Here is a 21713-nt window from a genome sequence, read left to right on the forward strand (position 1 = left end):
GCTGCCGGTACAGGAAGGAAGCACCTCCATGAGCACTAATCTCTCGATCGAACAGCTGCAGAGTGCGACCGTCATCGACCAGGACGGCGACAAGATCGGCGACGTCGGCCAGGTCTACGTCGACGACGCCACCGGCGATCCGAGCTGGGTCACCGTCCGGACGGGCCTGTTCGGCACCAAGGAGACCTTCATCCCCCTCGACCGCGCGCAGAGCGATGCGAATGGGCTGCGGGTGCCCTACGAGAAGAAGTTCGTCAAGGACGCGCCCAACATGGACGAGGACGAGCACCTCTCCCCCGAGCAGGAGGCCGAGCTCTACCGCTACTACGGCCTCGACGGCGGCACGGGCGGCGACGCCGGGCGCGACACGGGCCGCAGCGGAACCGCAGGCGTGGGCACCGGCACCGCCGCGGGCGTCGGCACCGGCACCGGAACGGCCAGTGATCGCACCGGCACCGAGGGCGAGTACACCGACGTCGATCGCGACGGCACGCGCGCCGGGCTCACCGGCACGGGTGACACCGCCGGGTACGCCACCCCCGGCACGGGCCGCGTGGACGACGCCCGCACGACCGGCACCTCGGGTGTGGACGCCGATGCAGTCGGCACCTCCGGGTACACCGCCGACCTCCGCGATCCCGACACCGCCACGACCGGCACGGCCACACCGGCGGGTACCGCCGGTCTCACCGACGCCGACCGGCACGGTCACGACGATCTCGGCGACGAGGAGATCGTGCGCCGCGAGGAGCGGCTGCGGGTCGGCACCGAGACGCGCGAGACCGGCCGGCTGCGGCTGCGCAAGCACGTAGTGACCGAGAACCAGACGGTGACGGTGCCCGTCGAGCGCGAGGAGGTCACGATCGAGCGTGAGCCCATCGCCGACGGCGAGGCGCACACCGGCGGCACCATCGGCACCGACGAGGAGCAGACCATCACCCTGCGCGAGGAGGTGCCGGTGGTCGACAAGGAGGTCGTCGACGCCGAGCGCATCGTCGTGCACCGGGACACCGTCCACGACGAGCAGACGGTCTCGGGCGAGGTGCGGCACGAGGAGGTCGACGTCGACCAGGACGCCACCACGGGTCTGACCGACGCCGACCGGACCGACACCCGTCGGCCGGACACCGACCGGTACTGATCCGCCTCTTCCCGTGATCCGGGGCCGTGCTCGGTCGAGCACGGCCCCGTTCCGTGTGTGCGGTCCGGCCCGGACGGGCGTGCTCTAGGATGGAGACGCTCCCGACCCGCGATCGAGGTACTGAACCGTGTCCACATCCCCGCAGCCGAAGAAGCGCCGGTTCGGCCGCAAGCCCACTGACGCGCCGAAGAAGCCGGGCCGCTTCGCCCAGATGCGGCAGGTCTTCACCATGACCCGCCGCCACGACCCCATGGTCGTGTGGGTCATGCTCGCCGTGTTCCTCGGCATCGTGGCCCTCAGCCTCCTCATCGGCCTCCTGATCAACAACGTCATCACGTTGCTCATCATCGGCATCGCACTCGGCGTGCTGGCCGCCATGGTCGTCCTGTCCCGCAAGGCCGAGCGCGCGGCGTTCGGCCAGATCGAGGGCCAACCGGGCGCCGCGGGTGCCGCCCTGACCACGCTCAAGCGCGGCTGGATCGTCGAGGAGCAGCCCGTCGCCGTGGATCCGCGCACCAAGGACACGGTGTTCCGCGTCGTCGGTCGCCCGGGCATCATCCTCGTCACCGAGGGACCGTCCCACCGGGCCCGCCGCCTCGCCGGCACCGAGCAGAAGCGACTCTCCCGACTGCTGCCGAACGTCGCCATCCACGTGATCGAGTCGGGACGCGAGGAGGGGCAGGTGCCCCTGCCGAAGATCTCCCGCGCGATCACCAAGCTCAAGCCGCAGCTGACCCGTCAGGAGGTCGGTGCCGTCGGCAAGCGGCTCTCCTCGCTCGCGCCGCGGCTGCCGATCCCCAAGGGCATCGACCCGTCCCGTGCGCGTCCGGACCGGCGCGCGCTGCGCGGTCGCTGATCCGCGACGAAGCACGACGTCGGCACCGCAGCCGACACGCACGCCACGCGCAAGGGCGGGACCACGGATACCGGTGGTCCCGCCCTCGTCGTGTGTGGACCGCGTCAGAACCGCACGAGCACCGTTCCGGCGGCCCGGTCGTGCAGGCCGCGCTGGTCCTGGTCGTTGATGAGCGCCGGCACCACGAGCACCAGCAGGAGCGTGCGCACCGCGGCCTTCCCGAGTCCCGGGGCCGTGCCGTCGAGACGCTGCAGCCGCATCCGGAACAGTCGGTGGCCGAAGGCGAAGCCGGCCGTGCCGACCAGCAGGATCTGCTCGATCGCGAAGATGCCGAGGACGGCGACGTTGTTGCCACCGAAGAATGCCGCGGCGACGAGGTAGCTCAGGCCCCAGTCGACGACCAGGGCCGCCACCCGACGGCCCAGGCGGGCGACCGATCCCGGTCCGCGCTCCGGTGCGCCGAGCCGCTGCCCGGGGTACGCGGAGGGGCGGGGTGGGCCCTGCAACCAGGACCCGATGTCACGACGATCGACCACGGTCCCAGCGTAGTCGCCGCGACACGCCCTCTGATCCGTGCGCTGGCAGGGCCCGTTACGTGCGTGAAACATCGGTGACACGTCCGGGCAAATCGGAGCCCGTAGGCTCGCAACAACAGCAGGGCCGGACGACGGAGACGTCGCCGACGGTCCGGCATCGGCGCGTCCCGTTCATGCGCCGCCCCCGCCTGACCCAGCGAAGGAGCACGGTAGATGTTCAACAGTGCCAGCGAAGTGCTGAGCTTCATCAAGGAAGAGGACGTCAAGTTCATCGACGTCCGATTCACCGACATGCCCGGCGTGCAGCAGCACTTCAACGTGCCGGCCGAGACCGTCGACGAGGACTTCTTCGTCAACGGCCAGCTGTTCGACGGCTCGTCGATCCGCGGCTTCCAGGGCATCGCGGAGTCCGACATGCAGCTCATCCCGGACCCGGCGACGGCGTTCATCGACCCCTTCCGGGTCGAGAAGACGCTGGCGTTGAACTTCTCGATCGTCAACCCGCGCACCGGCGAGCCGTACCACCGCGACCCGCGCGGCGTCGCCCAGCGCGCCGAGGCGTACCTGGCCTCGACCGGCATCGCCGACACCGCCTTCTTCGCTCCCGAGGCCGAGTTCTACGTCTTCGACGACGTGCGCTTCCAGAGCACCCCCGGCCACTCCTTCTACCGGATCGACTCCGAGGAGGCGCCCTGGAACAGCGGTCGCGAGGAGGAGGGCGGCAACCTCGCCTACAAGACCCCGTTCAAGGGCGGCTACTTCCCGGTCGCGCCGCAGGACCACCAGGCGGACCTGCGCGACGCCATGTGCATCGAGCTCGGCAAGGCCGGCCTGAAGGTCGAGCGGTCCCACCACGAGGTCGGCGCGGCCGGCCAGGCGGAGATCAACTACACCTTCACGACGCTGCTGCACGCGGCGGACGACCTGCAGAAGTTCAAGTACATCATCAAGAACACCGGCTGGGCCTACGGCAAGTCCGTGACCTTCATGCCGAAGCCGATCTTCGGTGACAACGGCTCGGGCATGCACTGCCACCAGTCGCTGTGGAACGGCGGCGAGCCGCTGTTCTACGACGAGACCGGGTACGCCGGCCTGTCCGACATCGCCCGCTGGTACATCGGCGGCCTGCTGGCGCACTCCGCCGCGGTCCTCGCCTTCACCAACCCGACGGTCAACAGCTACCGCCGCCTGGTCAAGGGCTTCGAGGCGCCGGTCAACATGGTGTACTCGCAGGGCAACCGCTCCGCCGGCATCCGCATCCCGATCACCGGCTCGAACCCCAAGGCCAAGCGCATCGAGTTCCGCGCGCCGGACCCCTCGGGCAACCCGTACCTGGGCTTCGCCGCGCAGCTGATGGCCGGCCTCGACGGCATCAAGAACCGGATCGAGCCCCCCGCCCCGATCGACAAGGACCTGTACGAGCTGCCGCCCGAGGAGGCCAAGGACATCCCCAAGGCGCCGGGCTCGCTCGAGGAGGCGCTGCTCGCCCTCGAGGCCGACAACGAGTTCCTGCAGGCCGGTGACGTGTTCACCCAGGACCTCATCGACAGCTGGATCGAGTACAAGCGCGAGGCGGAGATCCTGCCGCTGGCCGCTCGCCCGAACCCGTACGAGTACGAGCTGTACTACGGGGTCTGAGCACCACGGCACACGGCGACGGCCGCGCACCCACACGGGTGCGCGGCCGTCGCCGTCTCCGTTCCGGTCCTCAGACCTTCCCGTACTTCTTGTGTACCGCCTGCTTGCTGACCCCGAGCGAGACAGCGATCATCTCCCACGTCAGCCCCTGCAGGCGCGCGCGGCGCACCAGCGCGGCCTCGGTGCGGTCCAGCTCCTTCCGGGCCTCCGCCGCGGCGAACAGGGCATTCGTCGGGTTCCCGTCGTCACTCATCGAATCCACCAGCGTCCTCAACCGGTCCACCTCCATGCCGTCAACGCTAGGTGACGAACTCGCCCAAGTCAATCACGGTTGACGGATGCGCGGACGTACGCTCGTGCCGTGGATCCCGCCCTCGCCGGTGCGCGCGTTCCGCGCCGCGGTCGACGCCACGCCCGGCCTCACCCAGGCCCTCGTGCCCACCGGCGCCGGCCTGCTCGTCGTCGTGCGGGACGACGGCCTGGCCAGCAGTACCGGGACACCTGCTCAGGTGCCGTAGAAGCGACGCTCGAAGATGCCCCGGGCTCGCCGGGTGAGTCGGAGGTAGTCCTCCTCCAGCCGCGCGGCCGAACCGGCCGGATACCCGCACCAGCGAGCGACCGCCTCGAGCGCCCGACGGTCGGCGGGCAGCACGTCCGACGGCCGACCGGACCAGATGATCGTGCCGCAGCGGACCCGGCTGGCCAGCAGCCAGCTCTCCTCGAGCACGGCGGCGGCCTCGGCGGGAAGCAGATCGGCCTCCACCGCCGCGTGCAGGGCATCCAGCGTCGACGTCGTGCGCAGCTCCGGGACGGCGCCCGCGTGCTGCAGCTGCAGCAGCTGGACCAGCCACTCGACGTCGCTCAGTCCCCCACGGCCGAGCTTGACGTGCCGGGACGGATCGGCGCCGCGCGGCAGCCGTTCCGCCTCGACCCGCGCCTTGATACGCCGCACCTCCCGCACCGCCGCCGGATCGAGCTTCGCCGGGTAGCGGACCGGGTCGATCAGCTCGACGAACCGGGCGGCGAGGTCGTCGTCGCCGGCCAGTGGGCGCGCCCGCAGGAGCGCCTGCGCCTCCCACGTGTCCGCCCACCGGTGGTAGTACTCCCGATAGGAGGAGAGCGTGCGCACCATCGGCCCCTGTCGGCCCTCGGGTCGCAGCGCGGCATCGAGGGTGAGCGGGCGTTCGGCCAGCACGGGCGGGGTGCACCGCTGCTGCAGGAGCACACCGAGCCGGGCGACGATCGCCTCGGCGGCCTTCCGGGCCTCGGTGGGGTCGGCGTCGGGCCGCGGGTCGTGCACGTAGAGGACATCCATGTCCGAGCCGTAGCCGATCTCGCGCCCACCCTGGCGGCCCATCCCGACGACGAGCATGGCGGTCGGGGGCTCGGGCCGATCCTGCGGGTCCCCGAACACCTCCCGCTCCGCGATGTGCAGCGCACCGAGCACAGCCGCCCGGTCCGCGTCGGCGAGAGCACGCCCGACGGCGGCCTGGTCCAGCAGGCCGGCGGCGTCGCAGATCGCCGTGCGGAGGATCTCGCGGCGGCGGGTGAGGCGCACCAGCCGGATCTGCGCGTCGGCGCTGGCGTGCCGGGACATCTTCGAGCGGATCTCCGCCCACTGGGCCGCGAAGGGCACCGGGCGCAGCTCGTCGTCGTTGCCGAACCAGGCGACCGCCTCGGGCTCGACCTCGAGCAGATCGGTGATCAACCGCGAACTGGAGAGCACGTGACAGAGCCGCTCGGCGGCCGAACTGGAGTCCCGCAGCAGTCCCAGGTACCAGGGGCTCGTGCCGAGGGCCTCGGAGACGCGGCGGAACCCGAGCAGCCCCGCGTCGGGGTCCACCCCGTCGGCAAGCCAGCCGAGCAGCACGGGCAGTAGCTGCCGCTGCAGGGCGGCGCGCCGACTGACGCCCGCGGTGAGCGCCTCGATGTGCCGCATCGCGCCGCGCGGGTCCCCGTAGCCGAGCGCCGCGAGCCGGGCCTGCGCCGCCTCGGGGCTCAGCCGCACGTCGTCGGCGCTCAGGTGCGCGGCCGTGTTGAGCAGCGGCCGGTAGAAGATCCGCTCGTGGAGCGCCCGCACGTCGCGCTTGATGCGGGCCCACTCGGTCATCAGTGCCTCGGGGGCGGGGCGGACGGTCTCCTCGGGGGCGAGCAGCGCCTTCGCCAGCGCGCGGCGCGCGTGGTCGGACTCGGGCATCAGGTGGGTGCGCCGCAGGCGGACCAGCTGGATCCGGTGCTCGAGCAGGCGGAGGAACCGGTAGTGGTGTCCCATCTCCCGCGCGTCCGCCCGGCCGATGTACCCGGCGGAGGCCAGCGCGTCGATCGCCGCCGTCGTCGTCGCCACCCGCACCGACTCGTCGACCTTGCCGTGCACGAGCTGGAGCAGCTGGACGCTGAACTCGACGTCCCGCAGTCCCCCGGCGCCGAGCTTGATCTGCCGTTCCCGGTCCCTCGCCGGGATGTTCTCGCTGACCCGGTGGCGCATCGCCTGGACGGACTCGACGAAGCCCTCCCGCCCGCTGCTGGACCACACGAGCGGCCCGAGCGCCGCCCGGTACCGCTCGCCGAGCTCCAGGTCGCCCGCCGCGGGACGGGCCTTGAGAAGCGCCTGGAACTCCCAGTTCTGTGCCCACCGCTGGTAGTAGGTGACGTGGGAGGCGAGGGTGCGCACGAGCGGGCCCTCGCGGCCCTCCGGCCGCAGGTTCGCGTCGACCTCCCACAGCGCCGGTTCGGGCGCCGACGCCGAGATCACGCGGGCGACGCCGGCGGCCAGGGCGGTGCCGATGGTCACCGCCGCCTCGTCGGTCAGGGTGCTCCCGTCGGGGCGGGGCACCGTGTCGATGACGTGGATGACGTCGACGTCGGAGACGTAGTTCAGTTCCCGCGCGCCGCACTTGCCCATCGCGATGATGCACAGCCGGACGGCGGCGACGTCCTCCGCCGGATGGGTCGCGGTAGCCTCGGCGCGGGACACGGCGAGCGCGGCGTCGAGGGCGGCTGCGGCGAGGTCGGCCAGCTCGGCGCCCACGGCGGGCAGGAAGTCGAGCGGGTCGAGAGCGCAGACGTCGCGGATCGCCAGATCGGTCAGCAGGCGGCGGTAGGCCACGCGCAGCGCCACCCACGCGTCCGGGCCGGTCCGCCCGGCCACCGGCGTCTCCGCCTCCGGGTCGGCGTCGACGGCGGCCATCAGGGCGTCGCGCAGCCGCCCGGCGGGCACGGTCTCCGGCTCGGGCGCGAGCCGAGCGGTCAGCACGTCCAGGTGCTCGGGCCGGCGCATCAGGAACTCGGCGAGGGCCTCGGACGCACCGAGGAGCCGGAACAGCGGGAACGTGGCGCGGGCGGGCTGGTCGAGCACGGACCGCAGGTGCGGCCGGAGGGCGAGGAGCCGGACGAGGGACTGCAGCGCGAGGTCCGGGTCGGCCGCCTCGGCGAGGTCGGCGAGCAGGCGTTCCCGGTCGACGGTCTTCAGTTCCGGCGCATCCAGGAACCGGGCCGACTTCTCCAGGTCGGCGAAGCCGCCGCTGATCAGCTGGCGCGTCAGGCTCATCGTCGTCCTCAGAGCACGCTCAGGTGGCGCTCCAGCTCCCAGTCGGTCACCTGGCGCCGGTACTCGTTCCACTCCTCGCGCTTGTTCCGCAGGAAGTGCTCGAACACCTGCTCCCCGAGGATGCTCGCGACGAGCTCGGACTCCTCCATGGACCGGATCGCGTCGTGCAGGCTGGAGGGCAGCGGATCGTGACCCATCACGCGGCGCTCGGCCGTGCTCAGGGCGGAGATGTCCTCCTCGGCCGCCGGCGGCAGCTCGTAGCCCTCCTCGATGCCCTTCAGGCCCGCGCCGAGGATGCACGCGTACGCGAGGTACGGGTTGGCGGCCGAGTCCATGCCGCGGTACTCCAGGCGCGCGGCCTGGCCCTTCTCGGGCTTGTACAGGGGGATGCGGATGAGCGCGGACCGGTTGTTGTGGCCCCACGAGAGATAGCTGGGTGCCTCGCCGCCGCCCCACAGCCGCTTGTACGAGTTGACGTACTGGTTGGTGACGGCGGTGAACTCGGGCGCGTGCTTGAGCACGCCGGCCATGAACTGGCGGCCCGTGCGGGAGAGCTGGAACTGGGCACCGGCCTCGTAGAAGGCGTTCGAGTCGCCCTCGAACAGGGAGAAGTGGGTGTGCATGCCCGACCCCGGGTGCTCCGAGAAGGGCTTGGGCATGAACGTCGCGTAGGTGCCGCTCATCAGGGCGACCTCCTTGACGACGGTGCGGAACGTCATGATGTTGTCCGCGGTCTGCAGGGCGTCGGCGTACCGGAGGTCGATCTCGTTCTGCCCGGGGCCGGCCTCGTGGTGGCTGAACTCGACCGAGATGCCGACGGACTCGAGCATCGTCACCGCGGTGCGGCGGAAGTCCTGGGCCACGCCGCCCGGGACGTGGTCGAAGTAGCCGGCGCGGTCCACCGGCACCGGCTGGCCGTCGGGTCCGACCTCGTCGGACTCGAGCAGGTAGAACTCGGCCTCGGGGTGGGTATAGCAGGTGAACCCCAGGTCCGCGGCCTTCGCGAGGGTGCGCTTGAGCACGTGCCGAGGGTCCGCGGAGGACGGCTGCCCGTCGGACGTGCGGATGTCGCAGAACATCCGGGACGTCTTCTCCGTCTCCCCGCGCCACGGGAGGATCTGGAACGTCGAGGGATCCGGCACGAGCAGCATGTCCGACTCGTAGATCCGGGCCAGGCCCTCGATCGAGGACCCGTCGAAGCCGAGGCCCTCCTCGAACGCCCCCTCCACCTCCGCCGGGGCGAGCGCCACGGACTTCAGAGTGCCGACGACGTCGGTGAACCAGAGCCGGACGAAGCGCACGTCGCGCTCCTCGATGGTGCGGAGGACGAATTCCTGCTGGCGGTCCATCGGACCCTTCCTGACGACGACGGAGCGATCGTTGCCACTCTACTGGTCAGCCGTGCACGTCCGGCCGCGCCGGACGGGGCCGGCGACCGCCGTCGGGCGGGATCGTCAGTCGTCCTCGCCGGCGTCCCACGCGTCGTTGTTCGCCTTGACCTTCGCGAGCGCCTGCTGGGCCTCTGCCTCCGTGTCGAACGGGCCGAGCAGCTGCGTGTAGTCCGACTGCGCACCCTTCTCCACCTGGTGGGTGTTGACGTTGTACCAGTAGTCGGCCATGGCCGGTCTCCTTCGTCGCAGCGCCGGGCCGCGGTCGCGGCCCGGATCTCCATGCTAGGCGCCCGGGAATAGATCCGCGGCGGACGCGTTGACGCAGGTGATTCAAATTTCAACAACTTCATGAGAAGGACGCGCCATGCAGTTCGGCATCTTCACCATCGGTGACATCACCACCGACCCCACCACCGGGAAGACCCCCACCGAGCACCAGCGGATCAAGGACACCGTGAAGATCGCGAAGCACGCCGAGCAGGCCGGCTTCGAGGTCTTCGCCACCGGGCAGCACCACAACCCGCCGTTCGTCGCTCCGGGCAACCCGCCGACGCTGCTGGCCTATCTGGCGGCGCAGACGGACAAGCTCACGCTCTCGACCGCGACCACCCTGATCACCACCATGGACCCGGTGCGCCTGGCCGAGGACTACGCCTACCTGCAGCACCTGGCCGACGGCCGCGTGGACCTGACCATGGGCCGCGGCAACACCGGCCCGGTCTACCCGTGGTTCGGCAAGGACATCCGCCAGGGCATCAACCTCGCCGTCGAGAACTACAACCTGCTGTACCGGCTCTGGCACGAGCAGCACGTCGACTGGAAGGGCCGGTTCCGCACCCCGCTGCAGGACTTCACCCTCACCCCGCAGCCGCTCGACGGCGTCCCCCCGTTCGTGTGGCACGGCTCCATCCGGTCCCCCGAGATCGCCGAGCAGGCCGCCTACTACGGGGACGGGTTCTTCCACAACAACATCTTCTGGAACAAGGAGCACATCATCGCCATGGTGCAGCTCTACCGGCAGCGCTACGAGTACTACGGTCACGGCAAGGCCCACCAGGCCTACGTGGGCCTCGGCGGCCAGGCCTTCATGGCGAAGAACTCGCAGGACGCCGTCAAGCAGTTCCGCCCGTACTTCGACAACGCCCCGGTCTACGGCCACGGCCCCTCGCTGGAGGACTTCTCCTCGATGACACCGCTGACCGTCGGCTCGCCGCAGCAGGTCATCGAGCGCACCCTGTCCTTCCGTGACTGGGTGGGCGACTACCAGCGGCAGATGTTCCTCATCGACCACGCCGGCCTGCCGACCGACACCGTGCTCGAGCAGATCGACGTCTTCGGTGAGGAGGTCCTGCCGGTGCTGCGCAAGGAGTTCGACGCTCTGAAGCCGGCCGACGTGCCCGAGGCTCCGACCCACGAGTTCCTGGTCGACCGCCACGAACGCGGCGAGGACCCCGTGCCCGGTGGCGCCGAGGGCTCCCAGGCCTTCGCCGATGCCCGCGAGCGCGCCGAGAAGGCAGCGGCGAACGCCGTGCCGGCCGCGAGCGCCGCGGCGGGAGCCTGAGCCATGACCGAGATCCCCGACCTCACGGGCGGCCTGACGTCGTTCGGCGGCGAGGCCACCGACCCGTTCACCCCCGGCGACCGGCACCTGGTGGTGGTCTCAGGCGGACTGGGTGATCCGTCGTCGTCGCGTCAGCTGGCCGACCGGCTGGCCGCCGCCGCGGCGGACGCCCTGTCCGCCGAGGGCATCGTCCCGGAGGTCCACGTCGTCGAACTGCGCCTGATCGCCGTCGACATCGCCGAGGCGATGGTCAACCCGTCCCGTTCCGAAGCGCTGCAGTCCGCCCTCGACGAGGTGGAGCAGGCGGACGGCGTCGTCACCGTCTCCCCCACCTTCAAGGCCGGCTACTCGGGCCTGTTCAAGTCCTTCTGGGACCTCGTGGACAACGACGCGCTCCGGGGGGTGCCCGTGCTGCTCGGCGCGACCGGGGGCACGCCGCGCCACTCGCTCATGATCGACAGCGCGATGCGGCCGCTGTTCTCCTACCTGCGCACCCGCATCATGCCGTCGGCGGTGTACGCCGCCTCCGACGACTGGGGCGAGGTCGAGGGCGGCCAGGCCTCGGCACGGACCACACCCCTGCAGTCGCGCATCGACGTGGCCGGCCGGGAACTGGCGTCCGTGGTGGGACGATTGCCGGCCCGCCCTCGCCGGCACACCGGTGAGGCGAAGCCGTTGGAGGTGATCCCCTTTGACCAGCTCCTCCGTGGGGACCGCTGACGAGCCGGACGCCGCCCCACCCCTGAGCGCCGTCCCCCGCCCGGACGGTCAGAGCCGGAAGCCCGAGGCGTGGCGTGCCTACTTCGAGACCACGGCGGCACTCCAGGACCAGCTCGAGCGGTCGCTCCGGGCCGAGCTGGGCCTGCATCTGGCCGACTACAACCTGCTGCTGCTGCTCACCGAGGCGCCGGACCACCGGATGCGGATGGGCGAGCTCGCCGGCCGCATGGTCTTCTCCCCCTCACGGCTCACCTACCAGGTCCGCACCCTGGAGCAGCGGGGCCTGGTCGAGCGCTGTGCGACGCCGGGCGACCGGCGCGGCGCCGCGACGGTGCTCACCGACGAAGGCCGCCACCTCTTCCGGCGGGCCGCCGCTCTGCACGGGCGCGACGTGCGGGACCGGGTCCTCGACCGGATCAGCGAGCAGGAGGCGGACGTGCTGCTGCGCGTGTTCTCCCGGCTGGCGAACGCCCTGCACGAGCAGCCGTGACCGAAGCGCCCGCGTGGTGATCGTCGCCGGGACGGCCGTTCTCCGCCCCGGCGACGTCCACTGCGCGGGCGGCGTCCATTCGGAGCAGTTGGTGGTGGAGACCGGCGGTGGACACCGCCGGGAGCCTCTGGCAGGATGGAGCGGCTCGACGTCGGCTCCCGCAGGACGTCGCACACCGCCGGCCCGCATAGCGGAGCCGGCGACCGGATTCTTCTCGAGGAGACGTGGATGCGCCAGGGTCACCGACCCACCGCTCCGGGACGCGAGGTGGCCTTCGTGGCCTGCTGCGCGGCCCTGCTCCCGTCTGCCCTCTCCCGCTGATCCCTCCGGCACCGTCCGGACGGTCGCGACCTCCCTCCGTGTGAGCACGGCCCGGCGCGTCGACGCACGATCGACCGCCCGCACCCTGCTCCACCGATGACGGCAGACGGCTCTTCGCCCGTCCCACCTCCCGCCGAACACGCCGGCCCGCTGTCGCGCGCCAGGACCTCGTCCGGCCGGAGGCACGCCGCCACCCGGAAGACCACCACCATGCAGCCCCTCACCCTGTCCCAGATCCGTTACTCCTTCATCAACGCCAGCCGCTCCGAGTCGGCCCGGCTCACCCCGCCGCCCGGCTTCGACCGGCTCGACTGGGACGGCCTGGACGTCCTCGGCTGGCGCGACCCGAAGATGCCGCTGCGCGGCTACCTGGCCCTGCGCACCACCGACGGCCGGCTCGTCTCGGTGCTCCTGCGTGCACCGGCCGGCGGGGCCCGGAAGAACCGCGCCGTCCTGTGCGAGCTGTGCCGCTCGGTCGAGGCGACGAACGACGTCCTGCTGTGGGTCGCCCGCCGCGCCGGCGCCTCCGGGCGGAACGGCAACACGGTCGGCACCCTGATCTGCGCCGATTTCGCCTGCAGCGCCAACGTGCGCATCGCCCCGCCCGAAGGGGACATGCACCCCGACCCGCAGCTCGTCGTCGACCGACAGATCGAGGGGCTGATCGCCCGGGCCGACCAGTTCGCCCGACGCGTGAGCGAACGCTGAGGCCGCCGGTGCGGCGGGGTGGTGTCGCTAGAATCGAGAGATGCTCTCCACCCCGTCCACCGCGCCCGTCGGCTCCATCGTCCCGGGCACCCTCAGCCCCATCCGCACCGTGCCGGCCTCGATCCCGCGACCGGAGTACGTGGGCCGCACCGGGCCCGAGCGCGTCACGGCCTCGGACGTCAAGACGCCCGAGGTGGTCGAGCGGATCCGGCGGGCCGGTCGCATTGCCTCGCAGGCGATCGACGCGGTCGCCGAGCACATCGCCCCCGGCGTGACGACGGACGAGCTGGACCGCATCGGCCACGAGTTCATGGTCGCCCACGGCGCGTACCCGTCGACGCTGCACTACCAGGGCTTCCCCAAGTCGATCTGCACCTCGGTCAACGAGGTGATCTGCCACGGCATCCCCGACAGCACGGTGCTGGCCGACGGCGACATCGTCAACATCGACATCACCGCCTACAAGGACGGCGTGCACGGTGACCTCAACCGGACCTTCCTCGTGGGCGACGTCGACGAGGAGTCGCGCCTGCTCGTCGAGCGGACCGAGGAGTGCCTGCGGCGGGCCATCAAGGTCGTCAAGCCGGGCCGCCAGATCAACGTCATCGGCCGGGCGATCGAGTCCTACGCGAGGCGCTTCGGGTACGGCGTCGTCCGCGACTTCACCGGCCACGGCGTCGGGGAGGCCTTCCACAGCGGGCTCATCATCCCCCACTACGACGCGGCGCCCTCCTACGACCAGGTGATGGAGCCGGGCCTGACCTTCACGATCGAGCCGATGCTGACCCTCGGCACCATCGCGTGGGACATGTGGGACGACGACTGGACCGTGGTGACGAAGGACCACCGCCGCACCGCCCAGTTCGAGCACACCCTCGTGGTCACCGAGACCGGCGCGGACATCCTCACCCTCTCCTGACCCTCACGTCGTCCCCGCGGGGACGACCCGAGGGCTGCCGCCCGCCGGGACGACCCGGGCGCTCCCGCGGCCGCGGATCGCCTCCGGCGCGCTGAGCAGGCATGATAGGGACAGCACGCCGGCCCCGCGCCGGTACCACGGCCGTACCCGACCCGATGGAGCATCACGTGTCGCACGACGACGACGCCGAGAAGGCGATCAAGCAGGCCCGCAAGCGGGCGGAGAAGACCGAGAAGGAAGCCGCGCGCGCCGCGGCCGCTCCGAGCCACCACCGGTTCCGCGGACCGGTCATCGGCGTCGACATCGGCGGCACCGGCATCAAGGGCGGCATCGTCGACCTGGCGAAGGGTGAGCTGATCGGCGAGCGCTTCCGCATCCCGACCCCGAGCCCGTCGACCCCCGAGGCCGTCGCCGAGGTCGTCACCGAGGTCGTGGCCGAGCTGACCGGTCGCCCGGAGGGCCCCGAGCCCGAGGCGCCCGTCGGCATCACCTTCCCGGCGATCATCAAGAACGGCGTCGCCCGCTCTGCCGCGAACGTCGACCAGAGCTGGATCGGAACCGACGTCGACCGTCTGATGACCGAGAAGCTCAAGCGCCCCGTCGAGGTGCTCAACGACGCCGACGGCGCGGGCCTGGCCGAGGCGCAGTACGGCGCCGGCAAGGGCCAGCTCGGGGTCGTCCTCGTCATCACCCTGGGCACCGGCATCGGCTCGGCCTACATCATGGACGGCAAGCTCGTGCCGAACGCCGAGCTCGGCCACCTCGAGATCGACGGGTACGACGCCGAGAGCCGGGCCTCCGCCACCGCGCGCGAGCGTGACGGCCTGACCTGGGAGGAGTACGTGCCCCGCCTGCAGCGGTACTTCTCGCACGTGGAGTTCCTCTTCTCCCCCGAGCTGTTCATCGTCGGCGGCGGCATCTCCAAGCGCAGCGAGGACTTCCTGCCGCAGCTGGACCTGCAGACGAGGATCGTGCCGGCCACCCTGAAGAACAACGCCGGCATCGTCGGTGCCGCCCTGCACGCCGCACTGCGGTTCGACTACACGAAGAAGCGGTCGAAGGACTGAACGCTCGCGCCTGAGGCAGCAACCAGGACGGCCCCCGGCGTATCGCCGCGGGCCGTCCTCGTTCTCGCTCTTGTTCTCGTGGTCATGATTGACGTGGAGTCCGGTGGTGGCCGTGGCTTCCCCTCCGCGGCCACCACCGGCGTGTGGTGAGGGCTAGAACAGTCCGCCCTGGTCGGCCGTGCCGGCCGACGTGCGCCGCTTCCGCGGCTTCTTCGCCGGCGCCGCCGGCTCCTCCCGCTCCGGCAGCACGCTCGCGAGTGCGTCGTCGAAGTGCGTCTGGCCTGCGGCGACGTCCGCCTCGTGCCGCAGCAGCGAGATCGCCGCCTCGAAGTCCTCGAGGCTCTCGAAGCTCTGGTACACGCTCGCGAAGCGCAGGTACGCGATCACGTCGAGGCGCTGCAGGGGGCGCAGGATCGCCAGGCCGACGTCGTGGGCGTCGATCTCGGCGGCACCCGCGGCGCGGATCGACTCCTCCACCTCCTGCGCGAGCATCGCCAGGTCGTCCTCGGTGACAGGGCGGCCCTGGCAGGCCTTGCGCACGCCCGAGATGACCTTGTTGCGACTGAACGGCTCCGCGACGCCGGATCGCTTGAGCACGGTCAGGCTCGTCGTCTCCAGCGTCGAGAACCGCTTGCCGCAGTTCGAGCACAGGCGACGACGGCGGATCGACGCGCCATCGTCGACAATGCGGGAGTCCACGACGCGCGAGTCGGCCGATCGGCAGAACGGACAGTTCACGTCGTCACCTCCCCGCTGTTCCAGATCTCTTGTTCGAGACTGATCGAATCCGCGGTCCCGGACGGTCGAGGTCGAGCGGCGAGACCGGCATCAGCATATCCCACATGTAGTGGTGTGACCAGCGGATCGCCCCACATATAGTGGCTTCGGCTCCGTCGGACTGTCGGCCCGGACCGTCAGGCGAAGCGGATGTCGACGGCGTCGCCGTGCGCCGGCAGGTCCTCCGCGTCGGCGAGGGCCCGCACGACGGGGGCGACCTCCGCGAGCCCCTCCCGGCCGTAGTCGATGTACTGGACGGCCTTGAGGAAGGTCGTCGTGTTCAGCGCCGAGGAATAGGTGGCGGTGCCCGCGGTGGGCAGGACGTGGTTGGAGCCAGCGCAGTAGTCGCCGAGGCTCACCGGGCTGAAGGGGCCGATGAACACGGCGCCGGCGTTGCGGATGCGGCCGGCGACGGCGTCCGCGTCCGCGGTGTGGATCTCCAGGTGCTCGGCGGCGTAGGCGTCGCACACGGCGACGCCGTGGTCCAGGTCGCGCACCAGCAGGGCCCCGGACTGGGGCCCGGCCAGCGCGGTGGCGACCCGCTCGTGGTGCCGGGTGGCGGGGACGAGCTCGGCCAGTGCGGTGCGGACTGCGTCGATCAGCGCCGGGGAGTCGGTGATGAGCACGGAGGCGGCGTTGGGGTCGTGCTCGGCCTGGCTGATGAGGTCCGCGGCGACGAAGCGCGCGTTCGCGGTCTCGTCGGCGAGGATCGCGATCTCCGTGGTGCCGGCCTCGGAGTCGATGCCGACCCGCCCCCGCACGAGCCGTTTGGCCGTCGCGACGAAGACGTTGCCGGGTCCGGTGATCACGTCGACGGCCGGCAGCGGCGGCGCGGTGGAGCCGTCGGCGCGCTCGGCGCCGGGCAGGCCCCACGCGAAGGACGCGACGGCCTGGGCGCCGCCCATCGCGTACACCTCGCGGATGCCGAGCATCGCGGCCGCGGCGAGGATCGTCGGGTGCGGGCGCCCTCGATGGGCCTTCTGCGGCGGCGAGGCCAGCGCGATCGACTGCACGCCGGCGGCCTGGGCGGGCACGACGTTCATCACGAGGGACGACGGGTAGACGGCCAGCCCCCCGGGCACGTACAGGCCGACGCGGGAGACGGGCAGCCAGCGGTTGGCCACCCGGGCGCCGTCGGCCATCATGACCGCGGTGTCGGCCGGGCGGGTGGCCTCGGCGAAACGGCGGACCCGCTCGATCGCCGTCTCGAGGGCCCACTTCACGGACGGGTCCAGCTGGGCGAGCGCCTCGTCGAGGTGTTCCTCGGGAACACGCGGGTGCTCCAGCCGCACGCCGTCGAACTGCTCGGTGACGTCGAGCACCGTCTGCAGGGGCGCTCCCTGGAACCGCTCGAAGAGGGCGGTGACGGTGGCGGTCGCGTCCTGGGCGACGGCCGCGGCCCGGGGCATCGCCGCACGCAGGTCGCCGCCGGTCGCCGTCGACTCCCGCAGGTCCCGCACCGCGAACGCCACGTCGGCGCTCTCGCCGGTGCTGGAGACGCCGGGGCCGGAGAGGTCGACGGGCGCACCGGTGTCCGGAGCGCCGGTGTCCTTCAGGGTGGTGCGGTCGGGGACGGCAGCGGCATCGTTCACCCCACCATGGTAGGCGGGACGGCGGCGCCGCCCGTTCTCCCGTGTGAGGCGCTCGGACCGTGCTATTCCGGTGCTGCCGTTCACACGGTCGATCACGCAGGCGTTCACGGATGGTCGCAAACAGGATCCTCGGCACCGGGCCCGGCGTATCGTGAAAAGCGCCGGACCTGGTCCGGCGCACGTGAAGACCCCCCGAGCACCCCGACCCCGAGGTTGACCGATGACCACGTCCGGAACCAGCACCACCGGTACCGAGTCCGTCCACCGTGACGCGGAGCTGCAGACCCTGTTCAAGGAGGGCTTCCGGCGCCATGCCGCCGGCGTCGCCATCATCACCGCGATGCGTGACGGCGTGCCCTACGGCTTCACCGCCACGTCGCTCGCCTCCCTCTCCGCGGAGCCCCCGCGCCTGACGTTCAACATGGCGCTGACCGCCTCGTCGTGGCCGGCCATCGAGGCCGCCACCCACCTCGGCGTCCACTTCCTCGGCGTCGCCAACCAGCCGCTGGCTGACCGGTTCGCCCGCACACGGGACCGCTTCGACGAGAACAACTGGGACCTCGGCCCGCAGGGCGTCCCGGTGCTGCACGGCGTTCGCGGCTGGCTCGTGGGCCTGATCGAGGCGCGGATCCCGTTCGACAACAACGCGGTGATCGTCGCCCGCATCGTCGGCGGCGGCGCCCCGGTGGACGAGGACGGGGCCGATCCGCTGCTCTACCACTCGGGCCGGTACTACCTGGCCGGCGACCTCGAGTACGAGATCTGACCTCTCGGTCTGCTCCGCTCGCTCCACCGGTGCGCGCTGACGGGAACGCCCGTCAGCGGGCGCCCGCAAAAGCGGGTGGCCGCGGGACGCTCGCACCCATCGGCACCGCCTCGAAGCACCCGGCGCCGAGCAGCACCTTCAGGTCGCCGAACAGCGCGCCGTCCGGGTTGACCCGCAGCCGTACCGGCAGCCGGAGCACCTCGACGGAGGACCGCCCGACCAGGTTGAGCCGCACCTCCGAGCTGCCCGGGTGGTTGCGCAGCACGTCGGCCATCTCGGTCAGCAGCATCTCCGTCGCCCGATGGGAGGCGAGGGTGATCTCCACCGGTCCGTGCGCGCCGCCGGAGAGGTCCGGCACGGACAGCTCCTGCGCGCTGACGGTCACGCTGCCGTCGTCGCGCCGTTGCAGGCGGCCCTTGACGACGACGATGAGGTCCTCGGCCAGCACGTTGGCGATCGGCGCGTAGGCCTTGCCGAAGAACATGACCTCCATCGACCCGGACATGTCCTCGATCTCGGCCCGCGCGTAAGCGTTGCCCGAGGTCTTCGCGATGCGCCGGGACAGCGAGGTGATCATGCCCGCGATGGTCACGCTCGACCCGTCGGGCCGGGAGTCGTCCGCCAGCAATGCCTCGACGGAGGTGTCGGCGTGCTCGCTCAGGACCTTGTCGAGCCCCGCGAGCGGGTGGTCCGAGACGTAGAGGCCGAGCATCTCCCGCTCGAACGCCAGCTTGTCCTTCTTCTCCCACTCGGGCAGGTCGGGAATGGCGATGGAAAAACCGGGCTCCGCGTCGCCCCCGCCGAGGGAGCTGAACAGGTCGAACTGGTTGGCGTCCTCCTTGCGCTTCTGGTCGATGACGAGGTCCACGGCCTCCTCGTGCACCATGGCCAGCGCGCGCCGCGCCTCGCCGATGCCGTCGAACGCGCCGGCCTTGATCATCGACTCGATCGTGCGCTTGTTGCACACCGAGGCCGGGACCTTGGCGAGGAAGTCGTTGAACGACGTGAAGGCGCCCTTCTCGATGCGGGCGGCCACCATCGCCTCGACCACGTTGGTCCCGACGTTCCGCACCGCGGCCATGCCGAAGCGGATGTCGGTGCCGACCGGGGTGAAGGTCGCGAGGGACTCGTTGACGTCCGGCGGGAGCACCGTGATGCCCATCCGGCGGCACTCGTTCAGGTAGAGGGCGAGCTTGTCCTTGTCGTCGCCCACGCTGGTGAGCAGCGCGGCCATGTATTCGGCCGGGTAGTGCGCCTTCAGGTACGCGGTCCAGTACGCGACCAGGCCGTACGCGGCCGAGTGCGCCTTGTTGAACGCGTAGTCGGAGAACGGCAGCAGGATGTCCCAGAGCGTCTTGACCGCGGCCTCGGAGTAGCCGTTGTCGAGCATGCCCTGGTGGAAGCCCTCGTACTGCTTGTCCAGCTCGGACTTCTTCTTCTTGCCCATCGCGCGGCGCAGGATGTCGGCGCGGCCCAGTGAGTAGCCGGCCACCTTCTGCGCGATGGCCATGACCTGCTCCTGGTAGACGATCAGGCCGTAGGTCGTGTCCAGGATGTCGGCGAGCGGCTCGGCGAGCTCCGGGTGGATGGGCGTGATGTCCTGGACGCCGGTCTTGCGCAGGGCGTAGTTGGTGTGCGAGTTGGCGCCCATGGGGCCCGGCCGGTACAGGGCGATGACGGCGGAGATGTCCTCGAAGTTGTCCGGCCGCATCAGCTTGAGCAGGGCACGCATCGGCCCGCCGTCGAGCTGGAAGACGCCCAGGGTGTCCCCGCGCGCGAGCAGGTCGTAGGCCCCCTCGTCGTCGACGCCGAGCGTCTCGAGGTCGATGTCGACGTCCCGGTTCAGCTTCGCGTTGGCCAGGGCGTCGGAGATGATCGTCAGGTTCCGCAGGCCCAGGAAGTCCATCTTGATCAGCCCGAGACCCTCGCACGTGGGGTAGTCGAACTGGGTGATGACCTGGCCGTCCTGCGCGCGGCGCATGATCGGCACGACGTCGATGATGGGGTCCGAGGACATGATGACGCCGGCGGCGTGCACGCCCCACTGCCGCTTCAGGCCCTCGAGGCCGAGCGCGGTGTCGAAGACCTGCTGCGCGGCGGCGTCGTTGGCGAGCATCTCGCGGAACTCGCCGGCCTCGCCGTACCGCTTGGCCTGCGGGTCGTGGATGTCGGCCAGCGGGATGTCCTTGGCCATCACCGCCGGCGGCAGCGCCTTGGACAGCTGCTCGCCCATGCTGAACGGGTGGCCCATGACGCGGGCGGAGTCCTTGAGCGCCTGCTTGGTCTTGATCGTGCCGTAGGTGACGATCATGGCCACGCGGTCGTCGCCGTACTTCTCGGTGACGTACTTGATCACCTCGGAGCGGCGGCGGTCGTCGAAGTCGACGTCGAAGTCGGGCATCGAGACGCGCTCGGGGTTGAGGAACCGCTCGAAGATCAGGCCGTGCTTGAGCGGGTTGAGGTCGGTGATGCGCAGGGCGTAGGCGACGACGGAGCCGGCGCCGGACCCGCGGCCCGGACCCACGCGGATGCCGTTGTTCTTGGCCCAGTTGATGAAGTCCGCGACGACGAGGAAATAGCCGGGGAAGCCCATCTGGGTGATGACGCCGAGCTCGTAGTCGGCCTGCTGGCGCACGTCGTCCGGAACGCCGCCCGGGAAGCGGTACGTCAGGCCCGCGTCGACCTCCTTGACCAGCCACGAGGTCTCGTCCTCGCCCGGCGGGCAGGGGAACTTCGGCATGTAGTTCGCGTCGGTGTTGAAGGAGACGTCGCACCGCTCGGCGATGAGCAGGGTGTTGTCGCACGCCTCGGGCAGCTCCGCGAAGAGGGAGCGCATCTCGGCGGCGCTCTTGAGGTAGAACCCGGTGCCGCTGAACGCGAACCGGCTGCCGCCGTTGTCGTAGGTGGGCTCGAGCAGGGTGGAGCCGGACTGGAGGGCGAGCAGCGCCTCGTGCGCCTTCGCGTCCTCCTCGTGCGTGTAGTGCAGGTCGTTGGTCGCGACCAGCGGCAGGTTCAGGTCCTTGGCCAGGCGCAGCAGGTCCTTGACGGTGCGCCGCTCGAACTCGAGGCCGTGGTCCATGACCTCGCAGAAGTAGTTCTCCGCGCCGAAGATGTCCCGGTAGTCGGAGGCGGCCTGCCGGGCGGCGTCGTACTGGCCCAGCCGCAGCTTCGTCAGCACCTCGCCGGACGGGCAGCCGGTGGTGGCGATCAGGCCGCTGCTGTAGGTCTCGAGCAGTTCCCGGTCCAGACGCGGGTATTTGCCGTAGGCGGCGTCCAGGGACGCGATCGAGGACGCCCGGAAGAGGTTGCGCATGCCCTGGTTGTCGTAGCTGAGCAGGGTCATGTGGGTGTAGGTGCCGGACGCGGAGACGTCGTCCTTCTTCTGGCTCTCATCGCCCCAGCGCACGCGGGTGCGGTCCGAGCGGGCGGTGCCCGGGGTGACGTAGGCCTCGACGCCGATGATCGGCTTGATGCCGGCGTCGGTGGCCTTCTTCCAGAAGTCGAAGGCCCCGAAGAGGTACCCGTGGTCGGTGGTCGCGATCGCCGGCATCTGCTGGCGGTTGGCCTCGGCGAACAGGTCGTCGAGGCGGGCGGCGCCATCGAGCATCGAGTACTCGGTGTGGTTGTGGAGATGGACGAACGACGGGGAGGAACCGGATGCCACCGAGCCAGTCTAGTGGTCG

At 70.9% G+C, this 21713-nt stretch carries 19 protein-coding genes; 11 read left to right on the plus strand and 8 right to left on the minus strand.

What is annotated here, in order from left to right; all coding sequences use genetic code 11:
* Positions 1 to 28 precede the first annotated feature (28 nt).
* Together V6N00_RS10390 and V6N00_RS10395 are read left to right on the plus strand one after the other, a co-directional pair.
* Complete coding sequence (locus V6N00_RS10390) at positions 29 to 1141, plus strand: DUF2382 domain-containing protein (protein ID WP_334232111.1); 1113 nt, start codon at positions 29 to 31, stop codon at positions 1139 to 1141.
* 127 nt (positions 1142 to 1268) lie between these two features.
* Entirely contained in the window at positions 1269 to 1997 is a 729-nt protein-coding gene (locus V6N00_RS10395) for a DUF4191 domain-containing protein (RefSeq protein ID WP_334232113.1), read from the plus strand.
* A 104-nt stretch (positions 1998 to 2101) separates the two neighbouring features.
* Here the strand turns inward: V6N00_RS10395 and V6N00_RS10400 are convergent, their stop codons facing one another.
* The gene (locus V6N00_RS10400) at positions 2102 to 2533 is read right to left on the minus strand and encodes an RDD family protein (protein ID WP_334232115.1); all 432 of its coding nucleotides are present in this window, start codon (positions 2531 to 2533) and stop codon (positions 2102 to 2104) included.
* 213 nt (positions 2534 to 2746) lie between these two features.
* Here V6N00_RS10400 and glnA (V6N00_RS10405) point away from each other — a divergent pair, with 213 nt between their 5' ends.
* Complete coding sequence (gene glnA, locus V6N00_RS10405; protein WP_334232117.1) at positions 2747 to 4171, plus strand: type I glutamate--ammonia ligase; 1425 nt, start codon at positions 2747 to 2749, stop codon at positions 4169 to 4171.
* 70 nt (positions 4172 to 4241) lie between these two features.
* On the opposite strand, the gene V6N00_RS10410 is transcribed toward glnA (V6N00_RS10405), so the two are convergent.
* Entirely contained in the window at positions 4242 to 4460 is a 219-nt protein-coding gene (locus V6N00_RS10410) for an AsnC family protein (protein ID WP_334232119.1), read from the minus strand.
* A 49-nt stretch (positions 4461 to 4509) separates the two neighbouring features.
* Here V6N00_RS10410 and V6N00_RS10415 point away from each other — a divergent pair, with 49 nt between their 5' ends.
* Positions 4510 to 4689 (plus strand): hypothetical protein, encoded by a 180-nt coding sequence (locus V6N00_RS10415; protein ID WP_334232120.1) that lies wholly within the window; start codon positions 4510 to 4512, stop codon positions 4687 to 4689.
* Here the strand turns inward: V6N00_RS10415 and V6N00_RS10420 are convergent.
* From V6N00_RS10420 to V6N00_RS10430, 3 genes are all read right to left on the minus strand, one after another.
* Entirely contained in the window at positions 4677 to 7718 is a 3042-nt protein-coding gene (locus V6N00_RS10420) for a bifunctional [glutamine synthetase] adenylyltransferase/[glutamine synthetase]-adenylyl-L-tyrosine phosphorylase (protein ID WP_334232122.1), read from the minus strand. The two genes, V6N00_RS10415 and V6N00_RS10420, sit on opposite strands and share 13 nt — an antisense overlap.
* An 8-nt stretch (positions 7719 to 7726) precedes the next feature.
* Entirely contained in the window at positions 7727 to 9067 is a 1341-nt protein-coding gene (glnA, locus tag V6N00_RS10425; protein ID WP_334232124.1) for a type I glutamate--ammonia ligase, read from the minus strand.
* Between the two features lie 105 nt (positions 9068 to 9172).
* Positions 9173 to 9337 carry an SPOR domain-containing protein gene (locus tag V6N00_RS10430; RefSeq protein WP_334232126.1) on the minus strand — a complete coding sequence of 55 codons (165 nt, stop codon included), beginning with the start codon at positions 9335 to 9337 and terminating at the stop codon, positions 9173 to 9175.
* Positions 9338 to 9473: 136 nt separating this feature from the next.
* On the opposite strand from V6N00_RS10430, the gene V6N00_RS10435 reads away from it, so the two are divergent.
* From V6N00_RS10435 to ppgK, 6 genes are all read left to right on the plus strand, one after another.
* A complete protein-coding gene (locus tag V6N00_RS10435; RefSeq protein WP_334232128.1) occupies positions 9474 to 10670 on the plus strand; it encodes an LLM class flavin-dependent oxidoreductase in 1197 nt (398 codons plus the stop codon).
* Positions 10671 to 10673: 3 nt separating this feature from the next.
* Positions 10674 to 11390, plus strand: coding sequence for a CE1759 family FMN reductase (locus tag V6N00_RS10440; protein ID WP_334232130.1), 717 nt, complete (start codon positions 10674 to 10676; stop codon positions 11388 to 11390).
* Positions 11362 to 11880: a MarR family winged helix-turn-helix transcriptional regulator gene (locus V6N00_RS10445; RefSeq protein ID WP_334232132.1), complete on the plus strand. Its 519-nt coding sequence runs from the start codon at positions 11362 to 11364 to the stop codon at positions 11878 to 11880. The genes V6N00_RS10440 and V6N00_RS10445 overlap by 29 nt, the downstream gene beginning before the upstream one ends.
* Positions 11881 to 12411: 531 nt before the next feature.
* Positions 12412 to 12909 carry an FBP domain-containing protein gene (locus V6N00_RS10450; protein ID WP_334232134.1) on the plus strand — a complete coding sequence of 166 codons (498 nt, stop codon included), beginning with the start codon at positions 12412 to 12414 and terminating at the stop codon, positions 12907 to 12909.
* Positions 12910 to 12949: 40 nt separating this feature from the next.
* Positions 12950 to 13828 (plus strand): type I methionyl aminopeptidase, encoded by an 879-nt coding sequence (map, locus tag V6N00_RS10455; RefSeq protein WP_334232136.1) that lies wholly within the window; start codon positions 12950 to 12952, stop codon positions 13826 to 13828.
* A 290-nt stretch (positions 13829 to 14118) separates the two neighbouring features.
* A complete protein-coding gene (gene ppgK / locus V6N00_RS10460; RefSeq protein ID WP_334232248.1) occupies positions 14119 to 14895 on the plus strand; it encodes a polyphosphate--glucose phosphotransferase in 777 nt (258 codons plus the stop codon).
* A 153-nt stretch (positions 14896 to 15048) separates the two neighbouring features.
* On the opposite strand, the gene nrdR is transcribed toward ppgK, so the two are convergent.
* Positions 15049 to 15633, minus strand: a complete 585-nt coding sequence (gene nrdR, locus V6N00_RS10465) for a transcriptional regulator NrdR (protein WP_334232137.1) — start codon at positions 15631 to 15633, stop codon at positions 15049 to 15051.
* 176 nt (positions 15634 to 15809) lie between these two features.
* Complete coding sequence (gene hisD, locus V6N00_RS10470) at positions 15810 to 17264, minus strand: histidinol dehydrogenase (protein WP_334232140.1); 1455 nt, start codon at positions 17262 to 17264, stop codon at positions 15810 to 15812.
* A gap of 220 nt (positions 17265 to 17484) precedes the next feature.
* On the opposite strand from hisD, the gene V6N00_RS10475 reads away from it, so the two are divergent.
* The gene (locus tag V6N00_RS10475; RefSeq protein ID WP_334232142.1) at positions 17485 to 18030 is read left to right on the plus strand and encodes a flavin reductase family protein; all 546 of its coding nucleotides are present in this window, start codon (positions 17485 to 17487) and stop codon (positions 18028 to 18030) included.
* Positions 18031 to 18082: 52 nt separating this feature from the next.
* Here V6N00_RS10475 and dnaE read toward each other — a convergent pair whose 3' ends face one another.
* Positions 18083 to 21694: a DNA polymerase III subunit alpha gene (gene dnaE / locus V6N00_RS10480; RefSeq protein ID WP_334232143.1), complete on the minus strand. Its 3612-nt coding sequence runs from the start codon at positions 21692 to 21694 to the stop codon at positions 18083 to 18085.
* Positions 21695 to 21713: the final 19 nt, after the last annotated feature.

This window comes from Tersicoccus mangrovi, assembly GCF_036881825.1.
Taxonomy (GTDB): Bacteria; Actinomycetota; Actinomycetes; order Actinomycetales; family Micrococcaceae; genus Tersicoccus; species Tersicoccus mangrovi.

Coding starts and splice junctions, on each gene's coding strand:
- V6N00_RS10420 (WP_334232122.1), bottom strand. CDS start 7,718: ATGAGCCTGACGCGCCAGCTGATCAGCGGCGGCTTCGCCGACCTGGAG.
- V6N00_RS10435 (WP_334232128.1), top strand. CDS start 9,474: ATGCAGTTCGGCATCTTCACCATCGGTGACATCACCACCGACCCCACC.
- glnA (WP_334232124.1), bottom strand. CDS start 9,067: ATGGACCGCCAGCAGGAATTCGTCCTCCGCACCATCGAGGAGCGCGAC.
- V6N00_RS10450 (WP_334232134.1), top strand. CDS start 12,412: ATGCAGCCCCTCACCCTGTCCCAGATCCGTTACTCCTTCATCAACGCC.
- glnA (WP_334232117.1), top strand. CDS start 2,747: ATGTTCAACAGTGCCAGCGAAGTGCTGAGCTTCATCAAGGAAGAGGAC.
- V6N00_RS10475 (WP_334232142.1), top strand. CDS start 17,485: ATGACCACGTCCGGAACCAGCACCACCGGTACCGAGTCCGTCCACCGT.
- V6N00_RS10390 (WP_334232111.1), top strand. CDS start 29: ATGAGCACTAATCTCTCGATCGAACAGCTGCAGAGTGCGACCGTCATC.
- V6N00_RS10430 (WP_334232126.1), bottom strand. CDS start 9,337: ATGGCCGACTACTGGTACAACGTCAACACCCACCAGGTGGAGAAGGGT.
- V6N00_RS10410 (WP_334232119.1), bottom strand. CDS start 4,460: ATGGAGGTGGACCGGTTGAGGACGCTGGTGGATTCGATGAGTGACGAC.
- V6N00_RS10415 (WP_334232120.1), top strand. CDS start 4,510: ATGCGCGGACGTACGCTCGTGCCGTGGATCCCGCCCTCGCCGGTGCGC.
- map (WP_334232136.1), top strand. CDS start 12,950: ATGCTCTCCACCCCGTCCACCGCGCCCGTCGGCTCCATCGTCCCGGGC.
- V6N00_RS10440 (WP_334232130.1), top strand. CDS start 10,674: ATGACCGAGATCCCCGACCTCACGGGCGGCCTGACGTCGTTCGGCGGC.